Annotated in this window: 21 protein-coding genes; 10 read left to right on the top strand and 11 right to left on the bottom strand. The window is 38.3% G+C overall.

Annotated elements, in window-relative coordinates; translation table 11 throughout:
* Positions 1 to 14 precede the first annotated feature (14 nt).
* A complete protein-coding gene (locus tag ADHAQ_RS0122795) occupies positions 15 to 227 on the bottom strand; it encodes a hypothetical protein (protein ID WP_026464900.1) in 213 nt (70 codons plus the stop codon).
* A gap of 398 nt (positions 228 to 625) precedes the next feature.
* Between ADHAQ_RS0122795 and ADHAQ_RS0122790 the strand changes: the two genes are divergently transcribed.
* From ADHAQ_RS0122790 to ADHAQ_RS0122775, 4 genes are all read left to right on the top strand, one after another.
* On the top strand, positions 626 to 1,174 hold the full coding sequence (locus ADHAQ_RS0122790) for an RNA polymerase sigma factor (protein WP_026464899.1): 549 nt from the start codon (positions 626 to 628) through the stop codon (positions 1,172 to 1,174).
* Position 1,175: 1 nt separating this feature from the next.
* A complete protein-coding gene (locus ADHAQ_RS0122785; protein ID WP_026464898.1) occupies positions 1,176 to 2,036 on the top strand; it encodes an anti-sigma factor in 861 nt (286 codons plus the stop codon).
* A gap of 77 nt (positions 2,037 to 2,113) precedes the next feature.
* Positions 2,114 to 2,980: a hypothetical protein gene (locus tag ADHAQ_RS0122780; RefSeq protein ID WP_026464897.1), complete on the top strand. Its 867-nt coding sequence runs from the start codon at positions 2,114 to 2,116 to the stop codon at positions 2,978 to 2,980.
* Between the two features lie 78 nt (positions 2,981 to 3,058).
* The gene (locus ADHAQ_RS0122775) at positions 3,059 to 3,748 is read left to right on the top strand and encodes a DUF2461 domain-containing protein (protein WP_026464896.1); all 690 of its coding nucleotides are present in this window, start codon (positions 3,059 to 3,061) and stop codon (positions 3,746 to 3,748) included.
* Between the two features lie 8 nt (positions 3,749 to 3,756).
* On the opposite strand, the gene ADHAQ_RS26820 is transcribed toward ADHAQ_RS0122775, so the two are convergent.
* The 3 genes from ADHAQ_RS26820 to ADHAQ_RS0122760 are packed head-to-tail and all read right to left on the bottom strand — an operon-like array spanning position 3,757 to position 7,265.
* Positions 3,757 to 5,088: an MptA/MptB family glycosyltransferase gene (locus ADHAQ_RS26820; protein ID WP_034257033.1), complete on the bottom strand. Its 1,332-nt coding sequence runs from the start codon at positions 5,086 to 5,088 to the stop codon at positions 3,757 to 3,759.
* 2 nt (positions 5,089 to 5,090) lie between these two features.
* Entirely contained in the window at positions 5,091 to 6,560 is a 1,470-nt protein-coding gene (locus ADHAQ_RS0122765) for a cellulose synthase family protein (RefSeq protein WP_026464895.1), read from the bottom strand.
* Positions 6,561 to 6,572: 12 nt separating this feature from the next.
* Positions 6,573 to 7,265, bottom strand: a complete 693-nt coding sequence (locus tag ADHAQ_RS0122760) for a glycosyltransferase family 2 protein (protein ID WP_026464894.1) — start codon at positions 7,263 to 7,265, stop codon at positions 6,573 to 6,575.
* Between the two features lie 128 nt (positions 7,266 to 7,393).
* On the opposite strand from ADHAQ_RS0122760, the gene ADHAQ_RS0122755 reads away from it, so the two are divergent.
* Both ADHAQ_RS0122755 and ADHAQ_RS0122750 read left to right on the top strand, forming a co-directional pair.
* Entirely contained in the window at positions 7,394 to 7,843 is a 450-nt protein-coding gene (locus tag ADHAQ_RS0122755; RefSeq protein ID WP_211240607.1) for a peroxiredoxin, read from the top strand.
* Between the two features lie 40 nt (positions 7,844 to 7,883).
* A complete protein-coding gene (locus ADHAQ_RS0122750; RefSeq protein ID WP_026464892.1) occupies positions 7,884 to 8,894 on the top strand; it encodes an alpha/beta fold hydrolase in 1,011 nt (336 codons plus the stop codon).
* Between the two features lie 23 nt (positions 8,895 to 8,917).
* Here the strand turns inward: ADHAQ_RS0122750 and ADHAQ_RS0122745 are convergent, their stop codons facing one another.
* From ADHAQ_RS0122745 to ADHAQ_RS0122735, 4 genes are all read right to left on the bottom strand, one after another.
* Positions 8,918 to 10,273, bottom strand: coding sequence for a 4Fe-4S binding protein (locus ADHAQ_RS0122745; protein WP_084523954.1), 1,356 nt, complete (start codon positions 10,271 to 10,273; stop codon positions 8,918 to 8,920).
* Positions 10,274 to 10,287: 14 nt separating this feature from the next.
* Entirely contained in the window at positions 10,288 to 10,482 is a 195-nt protein-coding gene (locus ADHAQ_RS27715; RefSeq protein ID WP_245590652.1) for a hypothetical protein, read from the bottom strand.
* Between the two features lie 66 nt (positions 10,483 to 10,548).
* Positions 10,549 to 11,853, bottom strand: coding sequence for an NAD(P)/FAD-dependent oxidoreductase (locus tag ADHAQ_RS26815; RefSeq protein ID WP_034257031.1), 1,305 nt, complete (start codon positions 11,851 to 11,853; stop codon positions 10,549 to 10,551).
* 99 nt (positions 11,854 to 11,952) lie between these two features.
* Positions 11,953 to 12,348, bottom strand: coding sequence for a hypothetical protein (locus tag ADHAQ_RS0122735; RefSeq protein ID WP_026464890.1), 396 nt, complete (start codon positions 12,346 to 12,348; stop codon positions 11,953 to 11,955).
* 486 nt (positions 12,349 to 12,834) lie between these two features.
* Between ADHAQ_RS0122735 and ADHAQ_RS0122725 the strand changes: the two genes are divergently transcribed.
* From ADHAQ_RS0122725 to ADHAQ_RS0122715, 3 genes are all read left to right on the top strand, one after another.
* Positions 12,835 to 14,889 carry a M3 family metallopeptidase gene (locus tag ADHAQ_RS0122725; protein ID WP_026464889.1) on the top strand — a complete coding sequence of 685 codons (2,055 nt, stop codon included), beginning with the start codon at positions 12,835 to 12,837 and terminating at the stop codon, positions 14,887 to 14,889.
* 441 nt (positions 14,890 to 15,330) lie between these two features.
* Positions 15,331 to 16,644 carry an MFS transporter gene (locus ADHAQ_RS0122720; RefSeq protein ID WP_026464888.1) on the top strand — a complete coding sequence of 438 codons (1,314 nt, stop codon included), beginning with the start codon at positions 15,331 to 15,333 and terminating at the stop codon, positions 16,642 to 16,644.
* Positions 16,645 to 16,749: 105 nt separating this feature from the next.
* Positions 16,750 to 17,070, top strand: a complete 321-nt coding sequence (locus ADHAQ_RS0122715) for a DMT family transporter (RefSeq protein ID WP_026464887.1) — start codon at positions 16,750 to 16,752, stop codon at positions 17,068 to 17,070.
* A gap of 104 nt (positions 17,071 to 17,174) precedes the next feature.
* Here ADHAQ_RS0122715 and ADHAQ_RS0122710 read toward each other — a convergent pair whose 3' ends face one another.
* Positions 17,175 to 17,948: an AMP nucleosidase gene (locus ADHAQ_RS0122710; RefSeq protein ID WP_026464886.1), complete on the bottom strand. Its 774-nt coding sequence runs from the start codon at positions 17,946 to 17,948 to the stop codon at positions 17,175 to 17,177.
* Positions 17,949 to 18,020: 72 nt separating this feature from the next.
* On the opposite strand from ADHAQ_RS0122710, the gene ADHAQ_RS0122705 reads away from it, so the two are divergent.
* Positions 18,021 to 18,488 (top strand): type I restriction enzyme HsdR N-terminal domain-containing protein, encoded by a 468-nt coding sequence (locus tag ADHAQ_RS0122705; RefSeq protein WP_026464885.1) that lies wholly within the window; start codon positions 18,021 to 18,023, stop codon positions 18,486 to 18,488.
* Positions 18,489 to 18,499: 11 nt separating this feature from the next.
* Here the strand turns inward: ADHAQ_RS0122705 and ADHAQ_RS0122700 are convergent, their stop codons facing one another.
* Positions 18,500 to 20,407 carry an LTA synthase family protein gene (locus tag ADHAQ_RS0122700; RefSeq protein WP_026464884.1) on the bottom strand — a complete coding sequence of 636 codons (1,908 nt, stop codon included), beginning with the start codon at positions 20,405 to 20,407 and terminating at the stop codon, positions 18,500 to 18,502.
* A 78-nt stretch (positions 20,408 to 20,485) separates the two neighbouring features.
* Positions 20,486 to 21,610, bottom strand: coding sequence for an alanine dehydrogenase (ald, locus tag ADHAQ_RS0122695; RefSeq protein WP_026464883.1), 1,125 nt, complete (start codon positions 21,608 to 21,610; stop codon positions 20,486 to 20,488).
* Positions 21,611 to 21,644: the final 34 nt, after the last annotated feature.

The raw sequence follows: 21,644 nt of genomic DNA, 5'->3' as shown, positions 1-21,644 counted from the left end.
AAAAGAACAGAACTTTACTCCTGTTTGAAAATTTCGTTGATAGAATCAATACGGAGTGCTGCTAATCGGGTTTGAAGCCTCAAAATGTATTTATTTAACTCCAACCTTTCCAAATCATCTTCTTCTTTATCAAACAAATCTTTTAGAACTTTGATTTTTTTCTCACAGTCTTCTATTGTATTTATTTGACCTTTAAAATTTTCAAATTCCGCTAGGGAAAAAGCCATCTAATTATATTTTAACGCCTAAACTAAAATAGGTTTTCTTTTTTACGATAACTAATAATTTGGGTAAAACTTGTAAAATATTAAATTTGTTCCTTTTCCAAAATGCTTTTTTAAAAAATTTTAAATTTTACTATATCATATGAAAGTCAAATACTTTTATTGAAAAAGTAAAAGTTAAATTTTCATTTGGGTTCGAGTAAATTTTCTAAAGTAAAAAAGGCAAGTATTATCGATTTCGGAAATTATTGACCTTGTATTAAAGAAGAATTATTGAAGATTTTTAAGAAAAATGAAAAATAGTTAATCTTAAAGATAAGTTTTCCAGTAATGGTATTTTAATTAGGTATAGTAAGTATAAATATTCCTTATATTAGCGACAGTTTTTATAAAAAAATAAATTGACTCCGGTATTTAAAATAACTGTTTCAGAAGAAGATTTAATCCGCCGTTTACGCGAACAAGATGAATCTGCCATGACCCTTCTTTATGATAATTATGCCGCTGCTTTATATGGGGTAATTTTAAGGATTGTAAAGAAAGAAGAGGTTGCAGAAGATGTAATGCAGGAAACTTTTGTGAAGATTTGGTCTTCTTTTGCGCAATATCAGGAAGATAAAGGCAGGTTGTTCACCTGGATGATAAATATAGCCAGAAATTCATCTATCGATAAAATCCGGTCGCGCGAATATCGCGTAAGTTCTAAAACAAATGCAATCGAGGATAGCCCGGTAAACCATTTACAATCTTCTTACAACATAGTTCCCGAACATGTAGGAATAAAAGAAATCGTTGATAAGCTAAACCCGGACCAAAAGAAAATTATTGATATGATGTATTTTGATGGATATTCCCAGAGTGAAATATCGGAGGAGTTGGATATTCCGCTGGGAACGGTTAAAACCCGGGCTCGTGCCGCCATGAAAGTACTTACTAAACTATTAAGTTAAATTGGATATTAGAGAATACATATCTTCCGGAATATTGGAGCTGTATGCCGCCGGTGTTGTTACAACTGCTGAAAAAGCAGAGGTAGAGGATATGGCGCGTCAATATCCGGAAGTGAAAGCAGCATTAGACGAGGTTCTGGATACCCTTGATGCTTATGCCACTATTCATGCTGTAACGCCACCAGCAGACCTGAAAGCTAAAGTTTTAGGGTCAGTTAAAGCGCAAATGGCATCTTCGGAAGAGCTTGAACCTAAGTTTAGAGAAGAGTCCTCTTTAGGACAGGAAGAAGCTAAAATAATTCCCTTCGGTAATTCAAGTCAGGTAAAAAACACCCCGACCTACCGATGGTTAGCAGCCGCCGCTGTCGCCTTACTGGTTTTAAGTAATGTGTTAACCATTTACTTTTATAATAACTGGAAAAGAGCTGAGCAAAGTTTGCAGGTTGCTGTTGCCAGTCAGCAGCAATACGCACAAAATCTGGAGCGGGTGCAATTAAAGCTTAATCAAAATAGCGAAACAGTTGCCTTGTTAAAAGATCCTCATACTGCCCGGGTAGAGTTAAATGGAGTAGAAAAGTCGCCGGCTTCTAAAGTAACCATTTACTGGCATAAGCCAACTAAGAATGTGTTATTAGCTGTAAATAACTTGCCAGAGCCTCCTAAAGATAGACAATACCAGCTTTGGGCTTTGGTAGATGGTAATCCCATTGATGCCGGACTTTTAGATGAATTAGAAGCTTTCAATTCTATTCAACTTATGAAGAACATAGAGGAAGCTCAGGCCTTTGCTATAACGCTGGAGCCTATGGGCGGAAGTGTAAATCCAACAATGGAAGAAATGTTTGTCATGGGTAAAATCTAAGTTTAACCTAATTATCTTCATCTGCCTTTCAGTTTTTTAGTACTCCTTGCTTATTTATGGCCTGCTAATCTCTAAATATGACTTTATTTCTCAGGGTACTATTTATTGTTTTAATGGTAATTGGGGGCGTAGTGGGTTGTGCCAACAGAGGTGATAAAGCAGTAAATGTATCTGGTGAGGATTCAGGTAATTATTTTCAAAAGGATTGGGCATTAAATAAATTCTGGGATGACGGTTTAGCGGAAGTGGCTACTTACTCGGCAGAAAGAATAATATATAATAAAGTCCGCACCTTTGATTTTGTTTTAATAACGGTTAAGGAGGATTTTAATGAAGAATTCAATGTTAAAACAGATGATTATAAACGGAAAGACTTATTCCCGGTTATAAAAGTAAATCAGTTTTGCCGGATAGAAACAGCCAATTATCCTTACCATTTCCTAAGCTCTTTATTTTTCAAACGCGACAATCCAGTTAGTATCCATAAAGCAACTATTTCATCGCAGGAGTGGTGCGGGAATACTTTCAAGGCTATTACCAAAAAGGGGAATCAGTTAAAATATAGTTTTAATTCCTACTGGGATAATCAGGGGGAGGGGCAAATAAGCTTAAGCGCTGATTTACTTTTAGAAGACCAATTGGTCTATACCTTACGAACACTAAAGTTTGAAAAGGGGGTAAGTTTTTCTGCAAAGGTGGCCGAATGGTTACAAACCAATAAAGCAACTAAACCTACCATTTATCAGGCAAATTTTAAGATAAGTGCAGTTACAACAGAATCCGGAGATTCCGCCTGGCAGGTAAACTTGCAACTAGATGATAAGAAGCTAAATACTTACCTGTTTGCTACGGCCTATCCTAATGTTTTAATAAGCCAGAAAACCTGGGACAACAGAAATTTAAAACTAAAAGAAATAAAACGTAACGCTTACTGGCAACATTAGTTTAAGAAGTAGGGCGGAAAGAGTAGGATTATTTATTTTTAGTTTGTTTAACCTGCCTTATTAAGTTTCTACTGAAAAATGAAAAAGCATTTAGAGAAATCTACCTTACAATTTATTTCTGAATTACAAAAGAATAATACCCGGGAATGGTTTGCCGAGCATAAAAGCAAGTACGAAGCTGCCCGAAAGGATCATATTCAGTTTCTAGATAGCTTATTACAGGAGGCAGCAAAATTTGAACCCATTGCGGCTAAACAACAAGGAAAAGATCTGGTTTTTAGGATTTACCGCGATATCCGTTTTTCACTGAACAAAGATCCTTTCAAAAATCATTTTGGTGCTTTCCTAGCTGAAGGAGGTCGTAAATCTATTAACCCAGGTTATTACTTGCATATTTGCCCTGATAATAAGTCTTTTATTGCCTGTGGGTTATGGCTGCCGCCGGCATCTCCTTTAAAGGTAGTACGCCAGGAAATAGACTATAACTTAGGTGAATTTGAGAAGGTCGTGAAAGACCAGGAGTTTTACGACTATTTTGGAGAGTTAGCGGGAGAGAAATTAAAAACTACTCCTAAAGGGTATGACGCCGATAATCCGGCCATTACCTATTTGCGCCATAAAAGTTGGATGGTTTCCCGGCCCTTACCGGATAAATTGGTTACCTCCGATGGCTTTTTGGACGAATGTATAAAAGCTATAAAACTCTCTAAACCTTTAAAAGAGTTTTTTATGCGGGCAATTCGGGAGGTAAACGGAGCGCTGGAGTAAGACAGCGTTTATTGGTTAGCAATAACATCTTTATCTAAATTAATTACTTTCCGGGTTTCCAGAAAAAGCACGGTAAAAACAATAAAGTATTCCAATGCTACCAGGTATAGGTTTTCTTTATACAATTGTGTTGTATACGTTGCATAAGAAACTATTACAACGCCTGACCACACAATTGGATAGCGCCAGTGAGTGCAGGTGGCAAGGGCTACTAATGGTGTAATGTACCAGGGATGTACAATGGTAGCCAGAAATAAATAAATAGAAACAGCAAGCGTAAAAAAATATGGAAGCTGCTGAGGTATTAAGCTGGAGCGTTTAAAGGCTAACGTTATTATTCCAATAAAAGTAGCAAGAGATAAAAATCGGCCTATATAAGCAATTTCATTATAACCCCGCCAATGGTAGCCCAGCCACCGCAATACATAATATACACTGGCATTAAATTCAAATTTCTGAAAATACAGGTTTACACTATTTAGTATATTATGAAGCAGCTGTATGGAAAGAAAAGGTGCAAACAGCAATGTAAGAAGGAAGCCCACTATAGTGGCGTAAAAAAGAAAAGCTTTTATTTTTAAACTTTTTAAAAGAAACGGCAGAAACATGAGAGGCCATAATTTTACGGCAACTGCCAATGCAAAGGCAATGGCCGAAAGAGCTCTTTTATTTTTGAGAAGCAAGAATAGACTAAGTAGCAAAAAGAAAATTAAGATACCCTCAAAATGAAGGTTCCCGGTTAATTCTACAATTACCAGGGGATTAAAAGCATACCACCAAATTTGTTTAACCGGAAGCTTAACCAGAGGCAGTAGCTTAAGCATTAAAAATAATGAGCCTGTCTCGGCGGCAAATATAAAAAGCCGCATAACCAGGCAATTTAACCAAATAGAATCTCCGCCAATAGCATTAGCCACCCCAAATATAAACTGGCAGACAGGTGGATAAACTGAAAAGTAATCAGGGGAATTAAGTTTCTGAAATAAAAAGGGCGTTAGACCCGGAGGAGCAAATTGGTTTTCGGCATAGTAACTGGGCAAATGCAGAAAAGGATTCTGTCCATTAGCTACTAAAGTCCCATCCCAAATAAACCGGTAAAAATCATCGGAAAGCGCAGGAGTAGCGAATAAAAAGATGGACCGGAAGAATAAGGCCAGAAATAAACCTGATTTATAAGTAATAGGTAGTTTTACCAGCCACAAATAAAGACCAAAAACAAAAGAATGCAGCAGTAGGAGTTGTACAAATTGAGTGCGCTGGGTAAAGTAGCCTATAAGAACATATCCTATAGCTGTAGTGAATGCTATTATACCTGCTTTTACTACTAACTTACTTTCCATTGTTACCGGCTATGCTTAACAGAGTAGTAAAAAATTGCTCCAAAACCAAAGCTAAGCATACTATGAAAGGGCAACATACCAAAGGTTTGGGTTTTAAAAGCCAGATATATGCCAAATAAAAAGTAAAAACAAAGCAAAGCTTCTAAATAAGAAAGTGGTGGAATTCTTTTTACGGTATATAACCGGTTATGCCAGGAATCCTTTTGGGTAACAATATTAAACTTAGGGGTACGAATAAAGGGCGTTTTTATTCCAAAATAACCTTCGGCAACTGCAATGGAATTGTGCAACGAAAGCCCCATAGATAAACACAGGAATAGCACAAACTGTGGGAAGAAAGCTAAGGCTGTTTTAAGGGATGGGGTGCTGAGTTGGCGGTAAGAAATCCAATAAAATGAAAAGATGGCAGTTAAACTTACTATAAAGGCACTTTTGGATTGGAAAAAAGCACCTCCAAAAGAGAAAGAAGTTTTGAAAGCCAAAAGAGGAATGCTTAGTAATGCAGAAAGTAGCACGGCAATAAATATACTACTATTGAGTAAATGGAATATGGCATTAAGTTTAGTGAAAAAGCTTTTATTAGAGGAAAGCACTTTTCCTAAATTCTTACGCGCAGTTTCGGCTGCGCCTTTGGTCCAGCGGAATTGCTGGGATTTTAAAGCCGGCATAGTTACCGGTAGTTCAGCTGGCGCTTCAATATTTTCCAGGTATTTAAATTGCCAGTTGCGCAGTTGAGCCCGGTAGCTTAAATCCAGATCTTCGGTTAGAGTGTCGGCTTCCCAGCCTCCGGCATCAAGTATGCTGCTTTTTCGCCAGACGCCACCAGTGCCGTTAAAATTTATAAAATGCCCGCCAACTGATCTGCCCGTTTGTTCAACTGTAAAATGGGCATTTAAGCCAAAGGCCTGCAATTTGGTTAACCAGTTATAGTTTTGATTTATATGTCCCCAACGCGTTTGAACTACTCCTATTGCAGGATGATTAAATGCTGAAATTGTCTGTTTCAGGAAATCAGGAGTAGGTAAAAAATCGGCATCAAATATAGCTATAAACTCCCCGGTGGAAGTTTGTAATCCGTACTGCAATGCTCCGGCTTTAAAACCGCTTCTGTCCGGTCTCCGGATATGAGCAAAATCTATCCCTCGAGTTTTAAAAAGAGTAGCCTTTTCAGCAATGAGTGTTGTGGTGTTATCAGTGGAATCATCTAACACCTGCACCTGTAATTTTTCAGCCGGATAATCAAAAGCCAGCACCGTCTCTAAAAGCCTTTCCACCACATAAAGCTCATTGTAAAGCGGCAGTTGAACGGTTACAGCAGGCCAAACCGTTGGTTTAGTTGGTAAAGAGGGGGGGCTTGATTTTTTAGCTTTCAAGTAAAGCCAGCATAGTTGTAACTGAATAAGGCTGTAGCAAAAGATAAAGCTAATGTTGAGCCCGTAAATTATTAAAATAATGGTTTCAAAAATCTCCATAGCACTTCCTGACTATAAATATCGGAAGATTGTAAGAATAATTTTATAGCCAGCCTTCAAGGTACCGCTAACCGTGCCCGATATTTTTGAGTAACCAATTCGTTTGCGATAAGTCACGGGTACTTCTGTACTTATAAGCTTATATTTGGCAGCTTTTAATTGCATTTCTACGGTCCAGCCATACGTCTGGTCCTGCATTTTTAATTGTACCAGTTTATCTGTTTTGATAGCTCGGAACGGACCCAAATCAGTGAAACTGGCACCATAGAAAAGTCGGAGCAGGGTAGTAGCTAGCCAATTGCCGAAAATTTGCTGCGGTAACATAGCACCGGGTTCCCGGTTACCTAAGGCGCGGGATCCAATAACGAAATCTGCTTGGTTGTTCAGAATTGGACTAAGGAGTTTAGGTATTTCTTCAGGGTGATCGGAATAATCACCGTCTAAAAAAACAAGAATATCGGGCTTTTGGTCTGCTGGTTTTGCCAGTGCAAATGCAATACCGGTTAAACAAGCCTGACCATACCCTTGTTTGTTTTCTTTAATTACCGTAGCCCCTGCTCTTTTTGCCTCCTCAAAAGTATTATCAGTAGAATTATTATCTACCACAATAATGTCTGCAACCAAACCAGCGGGTATATCTGCAATTACCTTCTGAATGGATTTTTCTTCGTTATAAGCAGGAATAATAACATTTATTAAAGGCATGCAGCTAAAATTATTCAGCAAAGTTGCTCATTTTTGCCGAGGTTTAATAAAAAGTAAAACAAAGTAAAGTCGGTTCAGTTTAAAGAGCCAATCAATAATCAATTTATTCAAAACAAATACCAGCCATTATGTTAGCAGTAGGAGATAATGCCCCCGATTTCGAATTATTAAAACCTGATAAAACGCCGTTTCGGTTGTCGGAGGTTTTGAAAAGTAAAAAAGTGGTGCTTTATTTTTATCCGAAAGATGATACCCGGGGTTGTACCGCCGAAGCCTGTTCTTTCCGGGATCTCTACCAGGTTTTTCAGGAGCAGGGAGCAGAAGTGGTTGGTATTAGCTCAGATGATACGGAATCTCATCATAAGTTTTCGAGTAAGTATAATTTGCCTTTTGTGTTATTAAGTGATAGTACGAGGAAAGTACGTAAACTATACCAGGTGCCTAAAACTTTAGCGCTTATTCCCGGCAGAGTTACGTATGTTATAGACCAAAGCGGCATCGTCCGGTATGCCTTTAATTCTTTAATGAAACCGTTGGAGCATGTTAGTGGAGCCTTGGAGGTGCTTAAAACTATTTGATATGGTTATATTGATAAACTTTATCTAAGCTTTAAACTTTATGAAGAAGACTAATTTTTACTGGTTTTTTGTTTTTGTTGCCTTACACTTTTATGCGATTAAAGGTGCTGCTCAGACAGCTGGCAAAGAAGTTTACAATGCAGAACTAACAACTTATAAATACCCTTACCCGGTTCATTTCTTAAACATTACACTAGAGAAAACACCGGTAAAAATGGCTTATATGGATGTGCCTCCAACCAATAAAGCTGCCAATGCACCGGTAGTGGTGTTGTTGCACGGTAAGAATTTTTTCGGGGCCTATTGGCAGAAAACAGCTCAATTCCTTTCTCAGAATGGCTTTAGGGTTATAATGCCGGATCAGGTAGGGTTTGGGAAATCTACTAAAGCATCTTTACACTATAGTTTTCATCAATTGGCCTCTAATACGAAGAAATTGCTGGATACGCTGCAAGTTAAAAAAGCTATAGTGGTTGGACATTCCATGGGCGGAATGTTGGCTACCCGTTTTGGGCTGATGTATCCGGAATCTACCCAAAAATTAGTTTTAGAAAATCCTATTGGCTTAGAAGATTATCGGGCATTGGTTCCATTTCAGCCGCTAGATAAAGTAGTAGCAAATGAGTTAAAAGCTACTGAAGAATCCATGCGAAATTACCATAAGACTTATTACGTCGCCTGGAAACCTGAGTATGAAGAATTGATTAAAGCTGGAGCGGGCCAAACCCGCAGCCCGGATTTTCTACAAGTGGCCGTAGCTTCGGCTCAAACCTATGATATGATTTATCAGCAGCCCGTTGTACACGAGTTCCCGTTGGTAAAAGTACCTACTCTGGTAATAATTGGGCAAGAAGATAGAACCGTAGTAGGAAAAGCTCAAATTAAAGATAAAGAAGTATTAGCTAAAGCTGGCCAATATCCGCAGCTGGGTAAGAAAACAGCTGCGGCCATTAAAGGCGCTAAACTAGTAGAGCTAAATAATGTGGGGCATATCCCGCATATAGAAGCCACTGATACCTTTCACAGGGCTTTGCTGGATTTTATAAAATAGTTGGTGCGGCTATGGCCGGATAATTAATTCAAAATTCGGATATTTTCCGGGGAAATAAGATTGGTAGGCATATACCTGCCTTCTTGAGGGCCTGTTTCTAAATTTAAAACACCCCGTGGGCAAACAGTAGCACACATGCCACAGCCTACGCAGGAGGCCCTGATTATGGGCTTTCCCTGCTGGGCATACCAGCGAACATCAATGCCCATTTCGCAATAGGTAGAACAATTTCCGCAGGAAATGCACTGGCCGCCGTTGGTAGTAATCCGGAAACGGGAGAAATGTTTTTGTAATAGACCTAAATAAGCCGCCATAGGGCAGCCAAAACGACACCATACCCGTGAACCCATAATCGGGTAAAATCCAACTCCAATTACGCCGGAGAAAATAGCCCCAATAAAAAAGCCATAGGCTTGAGAAAACCCATTAGATAAACTACCCAAAATCCAACCACCCAGCATGGAGTTTAACCAGAGCAGGAGGGTTGTTAAAACTATAAACCCTAAAATAGGGTAGATTATAGCAACCTCATATTTCCAGGCTTTTCTGGATTTATCAGATAATTGCCTATACGGGTCCCCGGCCGTTTCAGCTAACCCGCCACATCCGCACACCCAACTGCAATACCACCTTTTTCCGAAAAAGTAAGTTAGTATAGGTACACCAATCAAAGATATTATTACCGACCAGAAAACCATAAAAACGCCTAAAGCTCCTGGTTCCTTTGCTAGATAACCTAACGTTCCTGGAAATAAATAATCGTATTTCAATGGCCAGAAGTAGCTAAAGTAAAATTCGGGCTCATTCAAAAGCATTAGAAAAGCTGGGATGAGGTAAGCAAATAGGAACTGGAAAAGCATGACGGAAATGGTCCGGATGATCTGGTATGGGCTGTGGCGGTATTTTAAAATAGCCCGAACTCCCATAACCAGAATAGCCAGCGTATAGAAAGAGCCATATAAAAACCAATGATCTGCTGGTTTACCTCTTAACCATTGGCTTGTAGGGTTTAGGGCTTCAATCAGGTTGCCTAAATATTGCGGAAACCAATAAAGAATAATGTAAAAACCAGTAAGGACAACGGCTGTTACCCAGGCAATTTTCCCGCGAGAGGTAGAGCCCCGAAGCCAGACACCATTGTTGCGGACCCCCGGATGACTTTTCTGGTAAGTTCTGAAGAAATATAAGAGCAGCGCCAGGGTAGATAGAGTAGTGCCACCCCAAAGAAAAAATGTATTTACTTCTGGGTTAAAGCTAAAAAGGGGTAGAACCAATAACAATAAGCCTACAGCAAATAAAGCCAGGGCGGCTTTTTGTATGGTATCGGTTTCGTCCTGATAATTATATCCAATAGATAAGCTTTCCTGGTGGTTACTCATGCTTTATGTAGTTCCTAATGGTGGTGATGATGATGTCCATCATCAGGCTTGCTGTTATAATTTATAATGGCGCCAATAACAAATAAAATACTCCAGCAAACATATAATGCCCAAAAGTTTTGAACGGGTGTATCTCGGAACCATAAAATTAAATTAGCTCCTACACTCATAATTATTCCGACTACCGCAACAAACTGGTAGGAATTCATTTCCGTAAAATTATAGATTTTGGATAGTCTCATAACGGTACTTTCTAATGGAAGCTACAAATAATATTAGCCTTTATCTTTTAACGCAAAGGTAGCCGTAAATTGTTCATTAAATTTACGAAGCACTTCCTTCTCATAGCGACGATAAAATTCCGGATCAAAATTAGCTTCTTTTAGGTGCTTTAGAACAAAGTCCAGGGTTTTCTTTTCTCTTATCCAACGTTCACACACTTCGTGCCGGTACCTGATTCCTAATAAATTAAAACCAATAACTTCCTGCGTGTGGAGCAAATAATTGATTCGGATGCTTTTCTTCCGGTTTGGGTGCTGCCATAACAAGGTTCCTTCTTCGGGCCCTAACCGGGCAGAAACTTTACCATACGTCTGATATTCTATATCAAAAAATTTAGCGGAGTTAAACCATATACCCCGCTCATACTTTTTTCTGGTGCCGCATATGCTGTAAGCTACTGTTTCGCCCTGCATCCGGCCAGTATACCACAACTGCTCTACCACCTTTTGCTGATCTGGCTTTTCCAGTTCCGCACAATCGCCGGCCGCAAAAATATCAGGTATATTAGTTTCCAGGTATTCATTTACTAAAATGCCTCTATTGGTTTTTATGCCACAGTTCCGGATTAAATCTATGTTAGGAAAAACCCCAATGCCCAAGCCTACTAGCTGGCAAGGTATTACCTCACCAGATTTTGTTCTGACGCCACTTACCTTTCCAGAAGCATCCCCCAATATTTCCTCGACCTCTGCTTTTAAGTGTAAATCAATTCCATGGGCCAGAATGTGGCTCTGAATCATTTGGGATTCTTCTTTAGGGAGTACACTTCCCCAATAATGCTCTTCCCGCACTAAAAAGCTAACTGGGATGCAACGCGTATAAAGCATTTCGGCTAGTTCTATACCTATTAAGCCGCCACCTACCAATACTGCCCGGTTTACATCTTTCGAGTTTGCCTCTAAAGTTTGTAGGTCGTTCAGGCTATAAAAACCTTGCACCCCATTTAATTCTTTGCCGGGAAGGTTTAAAATATTTGGCTTAGAGCCGGTGGCAATCAATAATTTATCAAAGTTTAATGTGGCTTGATCATCCAAAAGCACCTGTTTTTGCTCCACATCAATATAGGTAACCTGCCCCTGTTGCAGATTTATGTTGTTTTCAGGCCAAAACCAATCTTCGTACGGTTTGATATGCTGGTACTGCATGTGCCCCATATAGACATACATTAAGGCAGTGCGGGAAAAAAAATGTTCAGACTCAGAAGAAATAACAGTAATCTGATGCGTAGCTGAAAGTTTGCGAATGGTGATTGCCGCTGTAATTCCAGTTACGCCATTTCCAATTACTACAACGTGCATGTTAGGTAAAGCTTAAATATTACAGGTGAATCCTAAACTATAACAAAAAAAGAAGGCAGCGGTTAGGCTGCCTTTAGAATTTTAAGAAAATATTTTTATTTACTGCTTAGCATTGCCCGATAAGGCGGCACCTTTGGGATCTGAAAAGGCCAAGTCTGAAGCTGGGCTATGCCTGTAGGCGGCATAAGTATTTAACTGATTTGGGTTTAACATAGCCTTAAGTTTCCGATCATAGCTGGTTTCCAATTCGTAAATTTTTCGGGCTAACATAGCATGGTCATGCTTATATAACTCTGCCAGTTCATCCGCCTTTATAAGCCGATCTGTGTTTAGAGATTTTAACTTCATATACTCAATTTCATTTAACCCTAATTCAGAAGCCATAACCCGGGTAAGTAAACTTATCCGTTTTTCTGTTGAGGATGGAACATTCTGAGCTAAAGTAACCACTGTTACAAAGCAAATGAAACACAAAGTAAGAACAGATCTTTTCATACTTGTAAGTTTAAAGTTAGTGCTGTTTTAGGAATCAGAAACTAGATGCTGTAAATATATTTAAATAATTTTACACAGAATAACTATAATTTTATTTTGTTGAAATAATGCAATATAATAAGGCGATATAGGTATAAATAATTTGATTTTTTATATAAAAAAATTATTAAGTAAAATTATTTATTTGCTATATAGGCTGGAATCTACATATAGAAAAAAGTTTTCTTTTGATAGAATATATAAAAAAAATTATATTTTAAAACTGAGTTATTTTGGGCAGGTAGTAGGTAAGGTTACTAAATGAGGTTTTAAAGATAATAAAATATAAATGTTTAAAACAACGGATCGTTTAATGTTATTTATATTTTATTAATATTGAAACTCCTTAAGGTATTCTCATTTTTTTCGATAAAGAATAAAGGTCCTACTAGTTTCTTTATCAACCTTAAGAAAGCATAAATGTAATAAATAATTAAAATTAGAGGTATGAGCATTCTCTTAAATCCTTTTGATACGCCCTTTCAAACTGTTCCTTTTGATAAAATTGAAACAGTTGATTATTTACCAGCCATTAAAGAAGCCATAGCAATAGGTAAACAAGAAATAGCTACAATTGTTCATAATCCGGAAGCTCCAACTTTCAGTAATACAGTTGAGGCTTTGGAAGCCAGTGGAGAATTGGTTGATAGGATTTCCAGCATATTTTTTAACCTTAATGCTGCTGAAACCAATCCGGAAATTCAGAAGTTAGCCAGGGATATTTCGCCTTTACTTACTGCTTTTTCAAATGATATAACCTTAGATGAAGAGCTTTATAAACGGGTACAGGCTGTTTATAATCAGAAAAGTAATTTAGTCCTTAATACCGAGCAGCAAACTTTACTTGATAAGACGTATAAAGGATTTGTAAGAAATGGTGCAGGATTAGCTGAAGATGGTAAAAATAAACTTAGAGAGATTGATGCAAAATTAGCACAACTATCTCTGGCTTTTGGTGAACATGTGCTGCACGAAACCAATGCTTATACTTTGGAAATAAATGATCCGACTAAACTGGCCGGACTACCCGAAAGTGCTTTGGAGGCAGCTGCCCAAACTGCGCAGGAAAAAGGTAAAGCTGGTAGCTGGATATTTACTTTACAATTCCCGAGCTACATTCCTTTTATGACCTATGCTGAAAACCGGGACTTGCGGGAGGAGCTATACATCGCTTACGCTTCACGATCATTTAAAAATGATGAGAACGATAACCAGTCCATTATTATGGAGATGGTTAACCTGCGGAACCAACGGGCTAAGTTGCTAGGCTTTAAGTCGCATGCTGATTTTGTATTACAGGAACGCATGGCGGAAAGCCCGGAAAAAGTTTTTGATTTTCTGAAAAATCTTTTCCAATATGCTAAACCTGTAGCACAAGAAGAATTATCAGACTTAACAAAATATGCACTGGCCCAAAATGGACCAGCCGAACTACAGCGATGGGATTTATCTTATTATTCAGAAAAACTGAAAAAAGAAAAATACACCATAGACGATGAAATTCTAAAACCTTATTTTCAATTGGAAAAAGTGGTTAAGGGGGTTTTTGAAGTTGCTCGAAAGCTTTACGGCTTAGTATTCAAAGAAAATACCACCATTCCGGTTTATCATCCGGATGTAAAAGCTTTTGAAGTAGAGGAAGAGGGAGGTAAACATATTGGTATTTTTTATGCTGACTTTTTTCCGAGAGCTGGTAAGCGCAATGGCGCCTGGATGACTGCTTACCGGGGCCAGAAAAAATTAGGTGGCCTGGAACAACGACCGCATGTGGCTATAGTTTGTAATTTTACCAAACCAACGTCAACAAAGCCATCCTTACTAACTTTCAACGAAGTAAAAACGCTGTTTCATGAGTTTGGCCATGCTTTACATGGATTATTAGCAAATGGTACTTACGGCAGTTTGTCAGGTACAAATGTTTACTGGGACTTTGTTGAGCTACCCTCGCAGGTAATGGAAAATTGGGCATATGAGAAAGAGTGTCTTGATTTATTTGCGCGGCATTATGAAACAGGGGAGCTTTTACCAGCCGAACTGATTCAAAAGTTGAAAGACAGTTCTAATTATATGGCAGGTTACACTACCGTGCGCCAAATCGGGTTAGCCCGGTTAGATATGGGTTGGCATACCACTGATCCGGCTACTATAACAGATGTTGGCTCTTTTGAAGCGCAGGTACTGCAGGAAACAGAGTTATTACCACCAGTTCCGGGGACTAATACCAGTTGTTCTTTTTCTCATATTTTTCAAGGGGGATATTCATCCGGATATTATAGCTACAAATGGGCCGAAGTATTGGATGCAGACACTTTTGAATTTTTTCAGGAAAAAGGTATATTTAACCGGGAAACAGGTGATTTGTTCCGTCAACATGTTTTATCGGCGGGCGGTAGTGAACATCCTATGCAATTGTATAAGCGGTTCCGGGGCCAGGAGCCATCGCCACAGGCTTTGTTACGCCGGACTGGGTTATTAAAAACAACAGCAAGTATGTCCTCTTAAGATTTTTCAAAAGTTTAAGAAGATTTAATATAAAAAACCTTGTTCTTTTTTCTTTAAGTAGTAAAATTGGCTAATGTGTTTAAATCTTTTTTTTTACTGAGGATTTTACCTGATAATTACCTGTTTAAAGTTTAAAGAACAAGGTTTGCATTTCCTAATTATTCAGGATAAAGCCAAATGTAAGGCATTAACAGAAAAGTGCTGATAAATTTAAAAAGCAGAATCAAAAGGCATTTAAAATTGGTAAGATAAGTCAGATCTTTTTATTGGCTGGACAGCTGAGAAGGTTTGTTTTTAAAGGATTAGATATTGGCTTAGGTCGCTTATAACCTACTTATTTTGAAGACTTTTTTGACTTTGAGTCTGAGGGCTTGCTTCTGTAAATAAATCTATAGTTTTAAAATAATTTTTCCGGCCAATTGTGGTTTAGCTAAATTAAAAATGGAAAAAAATATTCCTAAAGTTACGCGGGCGTGGTGTTTCTACGATTGGGCAAACTCTGTTTATTCTCTGGTTATTATTTCTACTATATTCCCCATATATTATGGAGCTGTAACCCGTAATGCCGATGGAACTGATAATATTATCTTTTTAGGGTTTAATATAAACTCGTCGGTACTGTTTTCCTATAGCATTTCCTTTTCCTACTTAGTAATAGCTTTTCTTAATCCTTTATTGACTGCTATTGCTGATTATAGTGGGCGGAAGAAGTTGTTCCTGCAATTTTTTTGCACCATTGGCGCATTATCCTGTGCCGGGTTATTCTTTTTTACGAAAGAAACCTTTACTACCTCTATGTTTTTATTTATGCTGGCCGCCATGGGGTGGACTGGTAGCATTGTTTTTTATAATTCTTATTTACCTGATATTGCCACAGAAGACCAGTATGATAAATTAAGTGCCCGTGGGTTTGCCCTGGGTTATATTGGTAGCGTACTACAACTAATATTTAACCTAGCCCTGGTTTTACAGCCCGCCCTATTTGGCTTAGATCCGGCTAATGAAAGCCTTCCTCCCCGGATAGCCTTTTTGACAACTGGAATTTGGTGGTTTGCTTTTGCGCAGTATACCTTCTTTTACTTACCTAAATACACGCATACCAAACCCCACCAACACAATTGGATTTTGAATGGCTTTAACGAATTAAAAAAGGTTTTTAACCAAGTGCAGCAACTAGGTCTTTTAAAGCGTTTTTTACTCTCCTTTTTTTTCTATAGTATGGGGGTACAAACCGTGATGAATGTGGCTGCCATTTTTGGAGATAAAGAGTTGCATCTGGAGTCGTATAAACTAATTATTACTATTCTTATTCTGCAATTAGTAGCCATTTTAGGTGCTTACGGTTTTGCTTATTTATCAGAAAAAATAGGAAACATCAAAACCTTGGCTATTGCGGTGGTAATTTGGATTGGCATATGTATTGGGGCATATTTCATTTATAGCGAATTCCCTTTTTATGCTTTAGCTGCGGCAGTTGGTTTGGTAATGGGCGGTATCCAATCCTTATCACGGTCTACCTACAGTAAATTAATTCCTGCTGATACAAAAGACACTGCTTCTTATTTTAGCTTTTATGATATCACTGAAAAGCTGGCCATTGTATTAGGTACTTTTGCTTATGGGGCAATTGCCCAACTAACTGGTTCGATGCGTAACAGTGTGCTGGCCCTGATGGTATTTTTTGTACTAGGACTTATTTGCTTATTGACCATTAAGGATCAAAAATTTAAGCAAGAGCGGGTACTAATTTCTTAAATGATAATTTCTCTTTACCATATATTTTCCTGATTTACCTTAATCAAATGTAAATATCGCCAAAACTTCTGTTAATTTTGCCCCCTTATATAAACAAGGTTAACGGTGGCGTGGTTTTATTTAATATTAGCGGGGTGCTTTGAAGTAGCTTTTACTACCTGCTTAAAACTTTCTAATAATTTTACGAATTTAAAATTTAGTATCGGCTTTTTCCTCAGCATTACCCTTAGTTTTTTATTGTTAAATAAGGCTGTTCAAACCATTCCCATTGGCACCGGATATGCTGTTTGGACGGGAATAGGAGCGGTAGGGACAGTGATTATAGGAATTTTCTTTTTTAATGAACCTTCAGATTTTTGGCGGGTATTTTTTATCTTTTTATTGATTGGATCAATATTAGGATTAAAGCTTGTATCGGTACAATAGCAACAGGTTAATCTATTGCTATTAAGTAATTTAAATAAAACAGCCAGTTGAATTTATCTCATCTGGCTGTTTTATTTTCGTCCGGTTAGTTGTTACTTATCTTTTTAATCATATATCAAGTGCTTAACAGATTCACCCGAATCCCGAAGCTCCAGCATGGCTTCAATGCCAATGTTTAAATGCTTCACTACAAAATTAGTAGTTACTTTGCGGTCGCTTTCAGCTGTTTTTACCCCATCTGGTGTCATAGGATTATCAGAAACCAGTAAAAGGGCACCGTGCGGAATATTATTCATAAAGCCCACTACAAAAATGGTAGCCGTTTCCATATCTATACCGGTTACCCGTACCTTTTTTAAGTATTCTTTAAATTCTTCATCATGCTCCCATACGCGCCGGTTGGTGGTATAAACGGTGCCGGTCCAGTAATCCATTTCATATTTTTTAATCATAGACGAAACGGCCCGTTGTAAACGGAAAGAAGGCAAAGCCGGAATTTCAGGGGGTAGGTAGTCGTTGGAAGTACCTTCGCCTCGGATAGCTGCAATAGGTAAAATTAAATCGCCGAGTTTAACTTTGTCTTTTATAGCGCCGCATTTGCCTAAAAATAAGGCGGCTTTTGGTTTAATGGCCGATAGCAAATCCATAACGGTTGCAGCCATTGGGCTTCCCATACCAAAGTTAATTATGGTTATATTTTCGGCCGTTGCTGTTTGCATGGGTTTATCAAGGCCTTTTACCTCCACATTATATTTTTCGGCAAACATGTGGATGTAATTAACAAAATTTGTAAGTAAAATGTATTCTCCAAATTCGTTTAGAGCCGCTCCGGTATACCGGGGCAGCCAATTTTTAACAATATCCTCTTTTGTTTTCATCTTAAAATTTTATTTCTGTTGGTCTATTCTTTAGGCTTAGTAAACCTTTATTTAAACCTGTAACTTTGCTTTATGCAACTTCTAAACTTGCCGGCTTATGAATATAAAATCAGGCAATCTGCTGACCAGCATTTTATTTTCGATAACATACGTAAAAAATTTGTAATTCTGACGCCCGAAGAATGGGTTCGGCAGCATTTTATCAATTATTTAACAGGACACCGGCAATACCCTAAAGGGCTTATTTCAGTAGAGCGGGGTACGGTATATAATCAATTAGCTAAGCGAACAGATATACGTATCTACGGAACAGACGCTCAGGCGTTGATGTTGGTGGAATGTAAAGCCAGTACGGTTCCTATAACGGCAGCGGTAGTTAAACAGGTAAGTACTTATAATAAAACCATCCGAGCCAGGTTTGTGGTATTAACTAATGGCCTGGAACATTTTTGCTGGGAAATAAATTGGCAAAGCCAGCAAATGATACCCTTATCTGCCATTCCGGCCTATCCTGATTTAGGATTTTCGCATCAGGTCTAAATACATTTTTCTTATTTTTCTTTAATCCAATAATACAAATTGTTATCTATTAAGCCATTTGTAAAATATTGCACATAGGCTTTTAGTTCTTGTCCGTACTTTGCCTGAAGGGCTGGTTCGGGTTTAGGTAATTTTTTGTAATTGTGAGTTTGGTATTGGTAATTAACTACTTCGCCATTCGGACGGAGTTGGGTAATATAATCCTGATGAATAAGCGTGGAAACACCGGCATTAAAATATAATGCTCTTCCGGTTTTGGTAGTATCAAAAACAGAACTGCCAAAAGGCAAAAGTTTATCGGTTTTAATGTTCAGGTAATCCACTACAGTGGGTAATATATCAGCGTGCTGGGTTATCCGATGGGTATTTAAATGATTAAAAGATTTGGAAGGATGAAACAGCAAAAGAGGGACTTTGTGTTTGCCAACCGCATTTGCATAGTCTTGGCGAAAACCTTTTTGGGTATGGTCGCCGGTAATAATAAATAAGGTATTAGGGTACCAAGGTTGTTGTTGTGCTGTTTGAAAAAATCTACTCAAGGCATAATCAGCATAACCCAATGTTTCAATAACCTCAACTTTGCCTTTCGGAAATTTATTCTGATGCTGTTTTGGAATGGTATACGGGTCGTGGGAGCTTAATGTGAAAATGGTGCTGGCAAATGGCTGCTTTTGCGTTTGCAGTACTTGGGTTACATATTGCAGATAAGGCTCATCAAATATACCCCACAGTCCATCGTAGTCCTTTTCTTTTAGGTGTTGAGGGTATTCATCCAGGCCATAGTAATGCTTTATCCCAATTTTCTTGGTAAAAGTATTAAACCCCATTGTGCCGTTGGCTCCGCCATGAAAAAAGGAGGTGGTAAAGCCTGCAGGTTCTAAAATATCACCGATACCAAAAAGTTGGTCAGTCTCATAATTTGAGCTAATAAAAGGGTCTTCCATTAAAGCCGGAAAACCAGCCAGAATGGAGGGGACAGCTAAAATGGATTGTTGACCATTGGCATAGTTTTCCCGGAAAAGGGTGCCTTTAGTGGCCAACGAATCAAAAAAAGGGGTAAAACCCTGGCCGTTGTTTTCAATCCCGGTGTATTCAGATGCCAGGCTTTCGACAATGATTATTACTACATTATCCTTAACCAGGTATTCCTGTTTTTTTAAATAATAAAGAGGGTCAAACCCTAAATAAAGAGCAATTTCTACTTGATTATTAAAATATTCTTTTCTTTCCAGTGATACATGGCCAATGCTACGAACAAAGGTAAAGGTGCTATTTAAGGCAATATTGCCTACCACAGCCGGTTCATGAATAAAGGCATTATTAATGCGTAAAGGTTTGTATTGGGTGCCGCCTCTAATGAAAATAACCATTATCAGGGTCGTAAAAATTACGCCTAAAATTTTCTGAATGCGGTGATAGAAAGTGTAAGTAATATCAGGCTCCCTATAAACAGGGTAAAGCTTAATAAGCAAATAGCCCAATAAACAGGCAAAAAGAATCAGGTACCAATAATGGAAAGCTAGCTGTCCGGCCTGATCCTGAATATCCTGCGTTATAGTAAATAATTCATTGGTGGTGCGCCGGCCAACAAATTTAAAATATTCAATATCAGCCAGGTTAAGGAAAAAGAATGGAATGTTAAGAATGCCATATAGGAAAAGCAGGAACTGCTGAAATCCTACTTTCTTTATAACAGACCTTGGAGCAATTAAAGAAAGTCCTATAAAAGGCAAGTTTAGGGTCAGGAGCGAAGATAAATCGAACCGTAATCCGTGTAATAAAGCCAAAAAAAGTTGTTCCGGATTACTTTCTGCAAAGATATCGCGATTGAAATAGTAAAAAGTAATCCGAAACAACAAATAAAATGGCAATAATAAAACTAGCCTTTTTGCTAAAATCCGGAAAGAATATTCAAACATGCGTAGGGCGTACTCAAATTATAAATCTAAAAATTATAATCTGTAACTTCTGAAAAATTTATTATACAATGGCTTGATTTACAATGAAGCAGCCAGCACCTCATTTACGTTCGCTAAAGGTAGATGCCAGGCTTCGGCTACTCCTTTATAAACAACTTTACCCTGAACTACATTTAAGCCTAATTTTAAATCCTGGTTTTGAGAGCAAGCCACGTTCCAGCCTTTATTGGCTAATTGTAAAACATAAGGTAGCGTAGCATTGGTTAAGGCTAGAGTAGAAGTATAAGGTACGGCTCCCGGCATATTGGCTACACAATAATGCACCACCTCATCAATAATAAATGTTGGATCTTCGTGTGTGGTAGGTCGGCAAGTTTCTATGCAACCGCCCTGATCTACCGCTACATCTACCAGAACGGTACCAGCTTTCATTTCCTTAAGCATATCCCGGGTTATCAGATGCGGTGCTTTAGCCCCAGGAATTAAAACTGCCCCTATAATCAAGTCAGCTTCTTTTATGGCTGCCCGAATGTTATATTCGCTTGACATTTGAGTTATGACATTTTTAGGCATTATATCATCCAGCTCCCGTAACCGGGTGAGGTTAATATCCATGATAGTTACCTGGGCACCTAAACCTGCTGCCATTTTTGCTGCTTGGGTTCCTACCACTCCGCCACCTAAAATTAAAACATTTCCGGGCTTTACGCCAGGTACGCCACCTAATAGAATCCCTCTGCCCTGCAAAGGCTTTTCCAGGTATTTGGCACCTTCCTGTGGAGCCATTCGGCCGGCTACTTCCGACATCGGTATCAATAAAGGCAAAGATTTATCTGGCCTTTCTACTGTTTCATAAGCTAAACAAACCGCACCTCTCTCTAACATAGCATGAGTTAGTTCTTCTGAGGAGGCAAAATGGAAATAGGTAAATAGTAATTGATCTTTCTTAATTAAATTATATTCCGCCGCAATAGGTTCTTTTACCTTAACAATCATTTCGGCGGCGGCATATACGTCTGCTAGGGTTGGTAAAATTGTAGCACCGGCAGTTTCATATTCAGCGTCCTTAAATCCGCTGCCTAAACCGGCGGTAGATTGTACAAATATTGTATGACCTTTTTTACTTAATTCTGAAACACCGCCAGGGGTTAATGCTACACGGTTCTCGTTATTTTTAATTTCTTTTGGGAGTCCTATTAACATGTATAATTTTACTTATGCTGTTGTTAAATCAATG

Origin of the sequence: Adhaeribacter aquaticus DSM 16391 (genome assembly GCF_000473365.1) — a bacterium.
In the GTDB taxonomy this organism is placed as follows: Bacteria; Bacteroidota; Bacteroidia; order Cytophagales; family Hymenobacteraceae; genus Adhaeribacter; species Adhaeribacter aquaticus.
Note: the sequence above shows the minus strand (reverse complement) of the source record. Positions and strands in the feature narration are given on the sequence as shown.

Excerpts from the sequence above, each read along its gene's own strand:
- ADHAQ_RS0122710 (WP_026464886.1), bottom strand. The coding sequence starts at position 17,948 with ATGAAAACAAAAGAGGATATTGTTAAAAATTGGCTGCCCCGGTATACC.
- ADHAQ_RS0122745 (WP_084523954.1), bottom strand. The coding sequence starts at position 10,273 with ATGAGTAACCACCAGGAAAGCTTATCTATTGGATATAATTATCAGGAC.
- ADHAQ_RS0122765 (WP_026464895.1), bottom strand. The coding sequence starts at position 6,560 with ATGGAGATTTTTGAAACCATTATTTTAATAATTTACGGGCTCAACATT.
- ald (WP_026464883.1), bottom strand. The coding sequence starts at position 21,610 with ATGTTAATAGGACTCCCAAAAGAAATTAAAAATAACGAGAACCGTGTA.
- ADHAQ_RS0122750 (WP_026464892.1), top strand. The coding sequence starts at position 7,884 with ATGAAGAAGACTAATTTTTACTGGTTTTTTGTTTTTGTTGCCTTACAC.
- ADHAQ_RS0122775 (WP_026464896.1), top strand. The coding sequence starts at position 3,059 with ATGAAAAAGCATTTAGAGAAATCTACCTTACAATTTATTTCTGAATTA.
- ADHAQ_RS0122780 (WP_026464897.1), top strand. The coding sequence starts at position 2,114 with ATGACTTTATTTCTCAGGGTACTATTTATTGTTTTAATGGTAATTGGG.
- ADHAQ_RS0122720 (WP_026464888.1), top strand. The coding sequence starts at position 15,331 with ATGGAAAAAAATATTCCTAAAGTTACGCGGGCGTGGTGTTTCTACGAT.
- ADHAQ_RS0122760 (WP_026464894.1), bottom strand. The coding sequence starts at position 7,265 with ATGCCTTTAATAAATGTTATTATTCCTGCTTATAACGAAGAAAAATCC.
- ADHAQ_RS26815 (WP_034257031.1), bottom strand. The coding sequence starts at position 11,853 with ATGCACGTTGTAGTAATTGGAAATGGCGTAACTGGAATTACAGCGGCA.
- ADHAQ_RS27715 (WP_245590652.1), bottom strand. The coding sequence starts at position 10,482 with ATGAATTCCTACCAGTTTGTTGCGGTAGTCGGAATAATTATGAGTGTA.
- ADHAQ_RS0122795 (WP_026464900.1), bottom strand. The coding sequence starts at position 227 with ATGGCTTTTTCCCTAGCGGAATTTGAAAATTTTAAAGGTCAAATAAAT.
- ADHAQ_RS0122725 (WP_026464889.1), top strand. The coding sequence starts at position 12,835 with ATGAGCATTCTCTTAAATCCTTTTGATACGCCCTTTCAAACTGTTCCT.
- ADHAQ_RS0122735 (WP_026464890.1), bottom strand. The coding sequence starts at position 12,348 with ATGAAAAGATCTGTTCTTACTTTGTGTTTCATTTGCTTTGTAACAGTG.
- ADHAQ_RS26820 (WP_034257033.1), bottom strand. The coding sequence starts at position 5,088 with ATGGAAAGTAAGTTAGTAGTAAAAGCAGGTATAATAGCATTCACTACA.
- ADHAQ_RS0122705 (WP_026464885.1), top strand. The coding sequence starts at position 18,021 with ATGCAACTTCTAAACTTGCCGGCTTATGAATATAAAATCAGGCAATCT.
- ADHAQ_RS0122755 (WP_211240607.1), top strand. The coding sequence starts at position 7,394 with ATGTTAGCAGTAGGAGATAATGCCCCCGATTTCGAATTATTAAAACCT.
- ADHAQ_RS0122700 (WP_026464884.1), bottom strand. The coding sequence starts at position 20,407 with ATGTTTGAATATTCTTTCCGGATTTTAGCAAAAAGGCTAGTTTTATTA.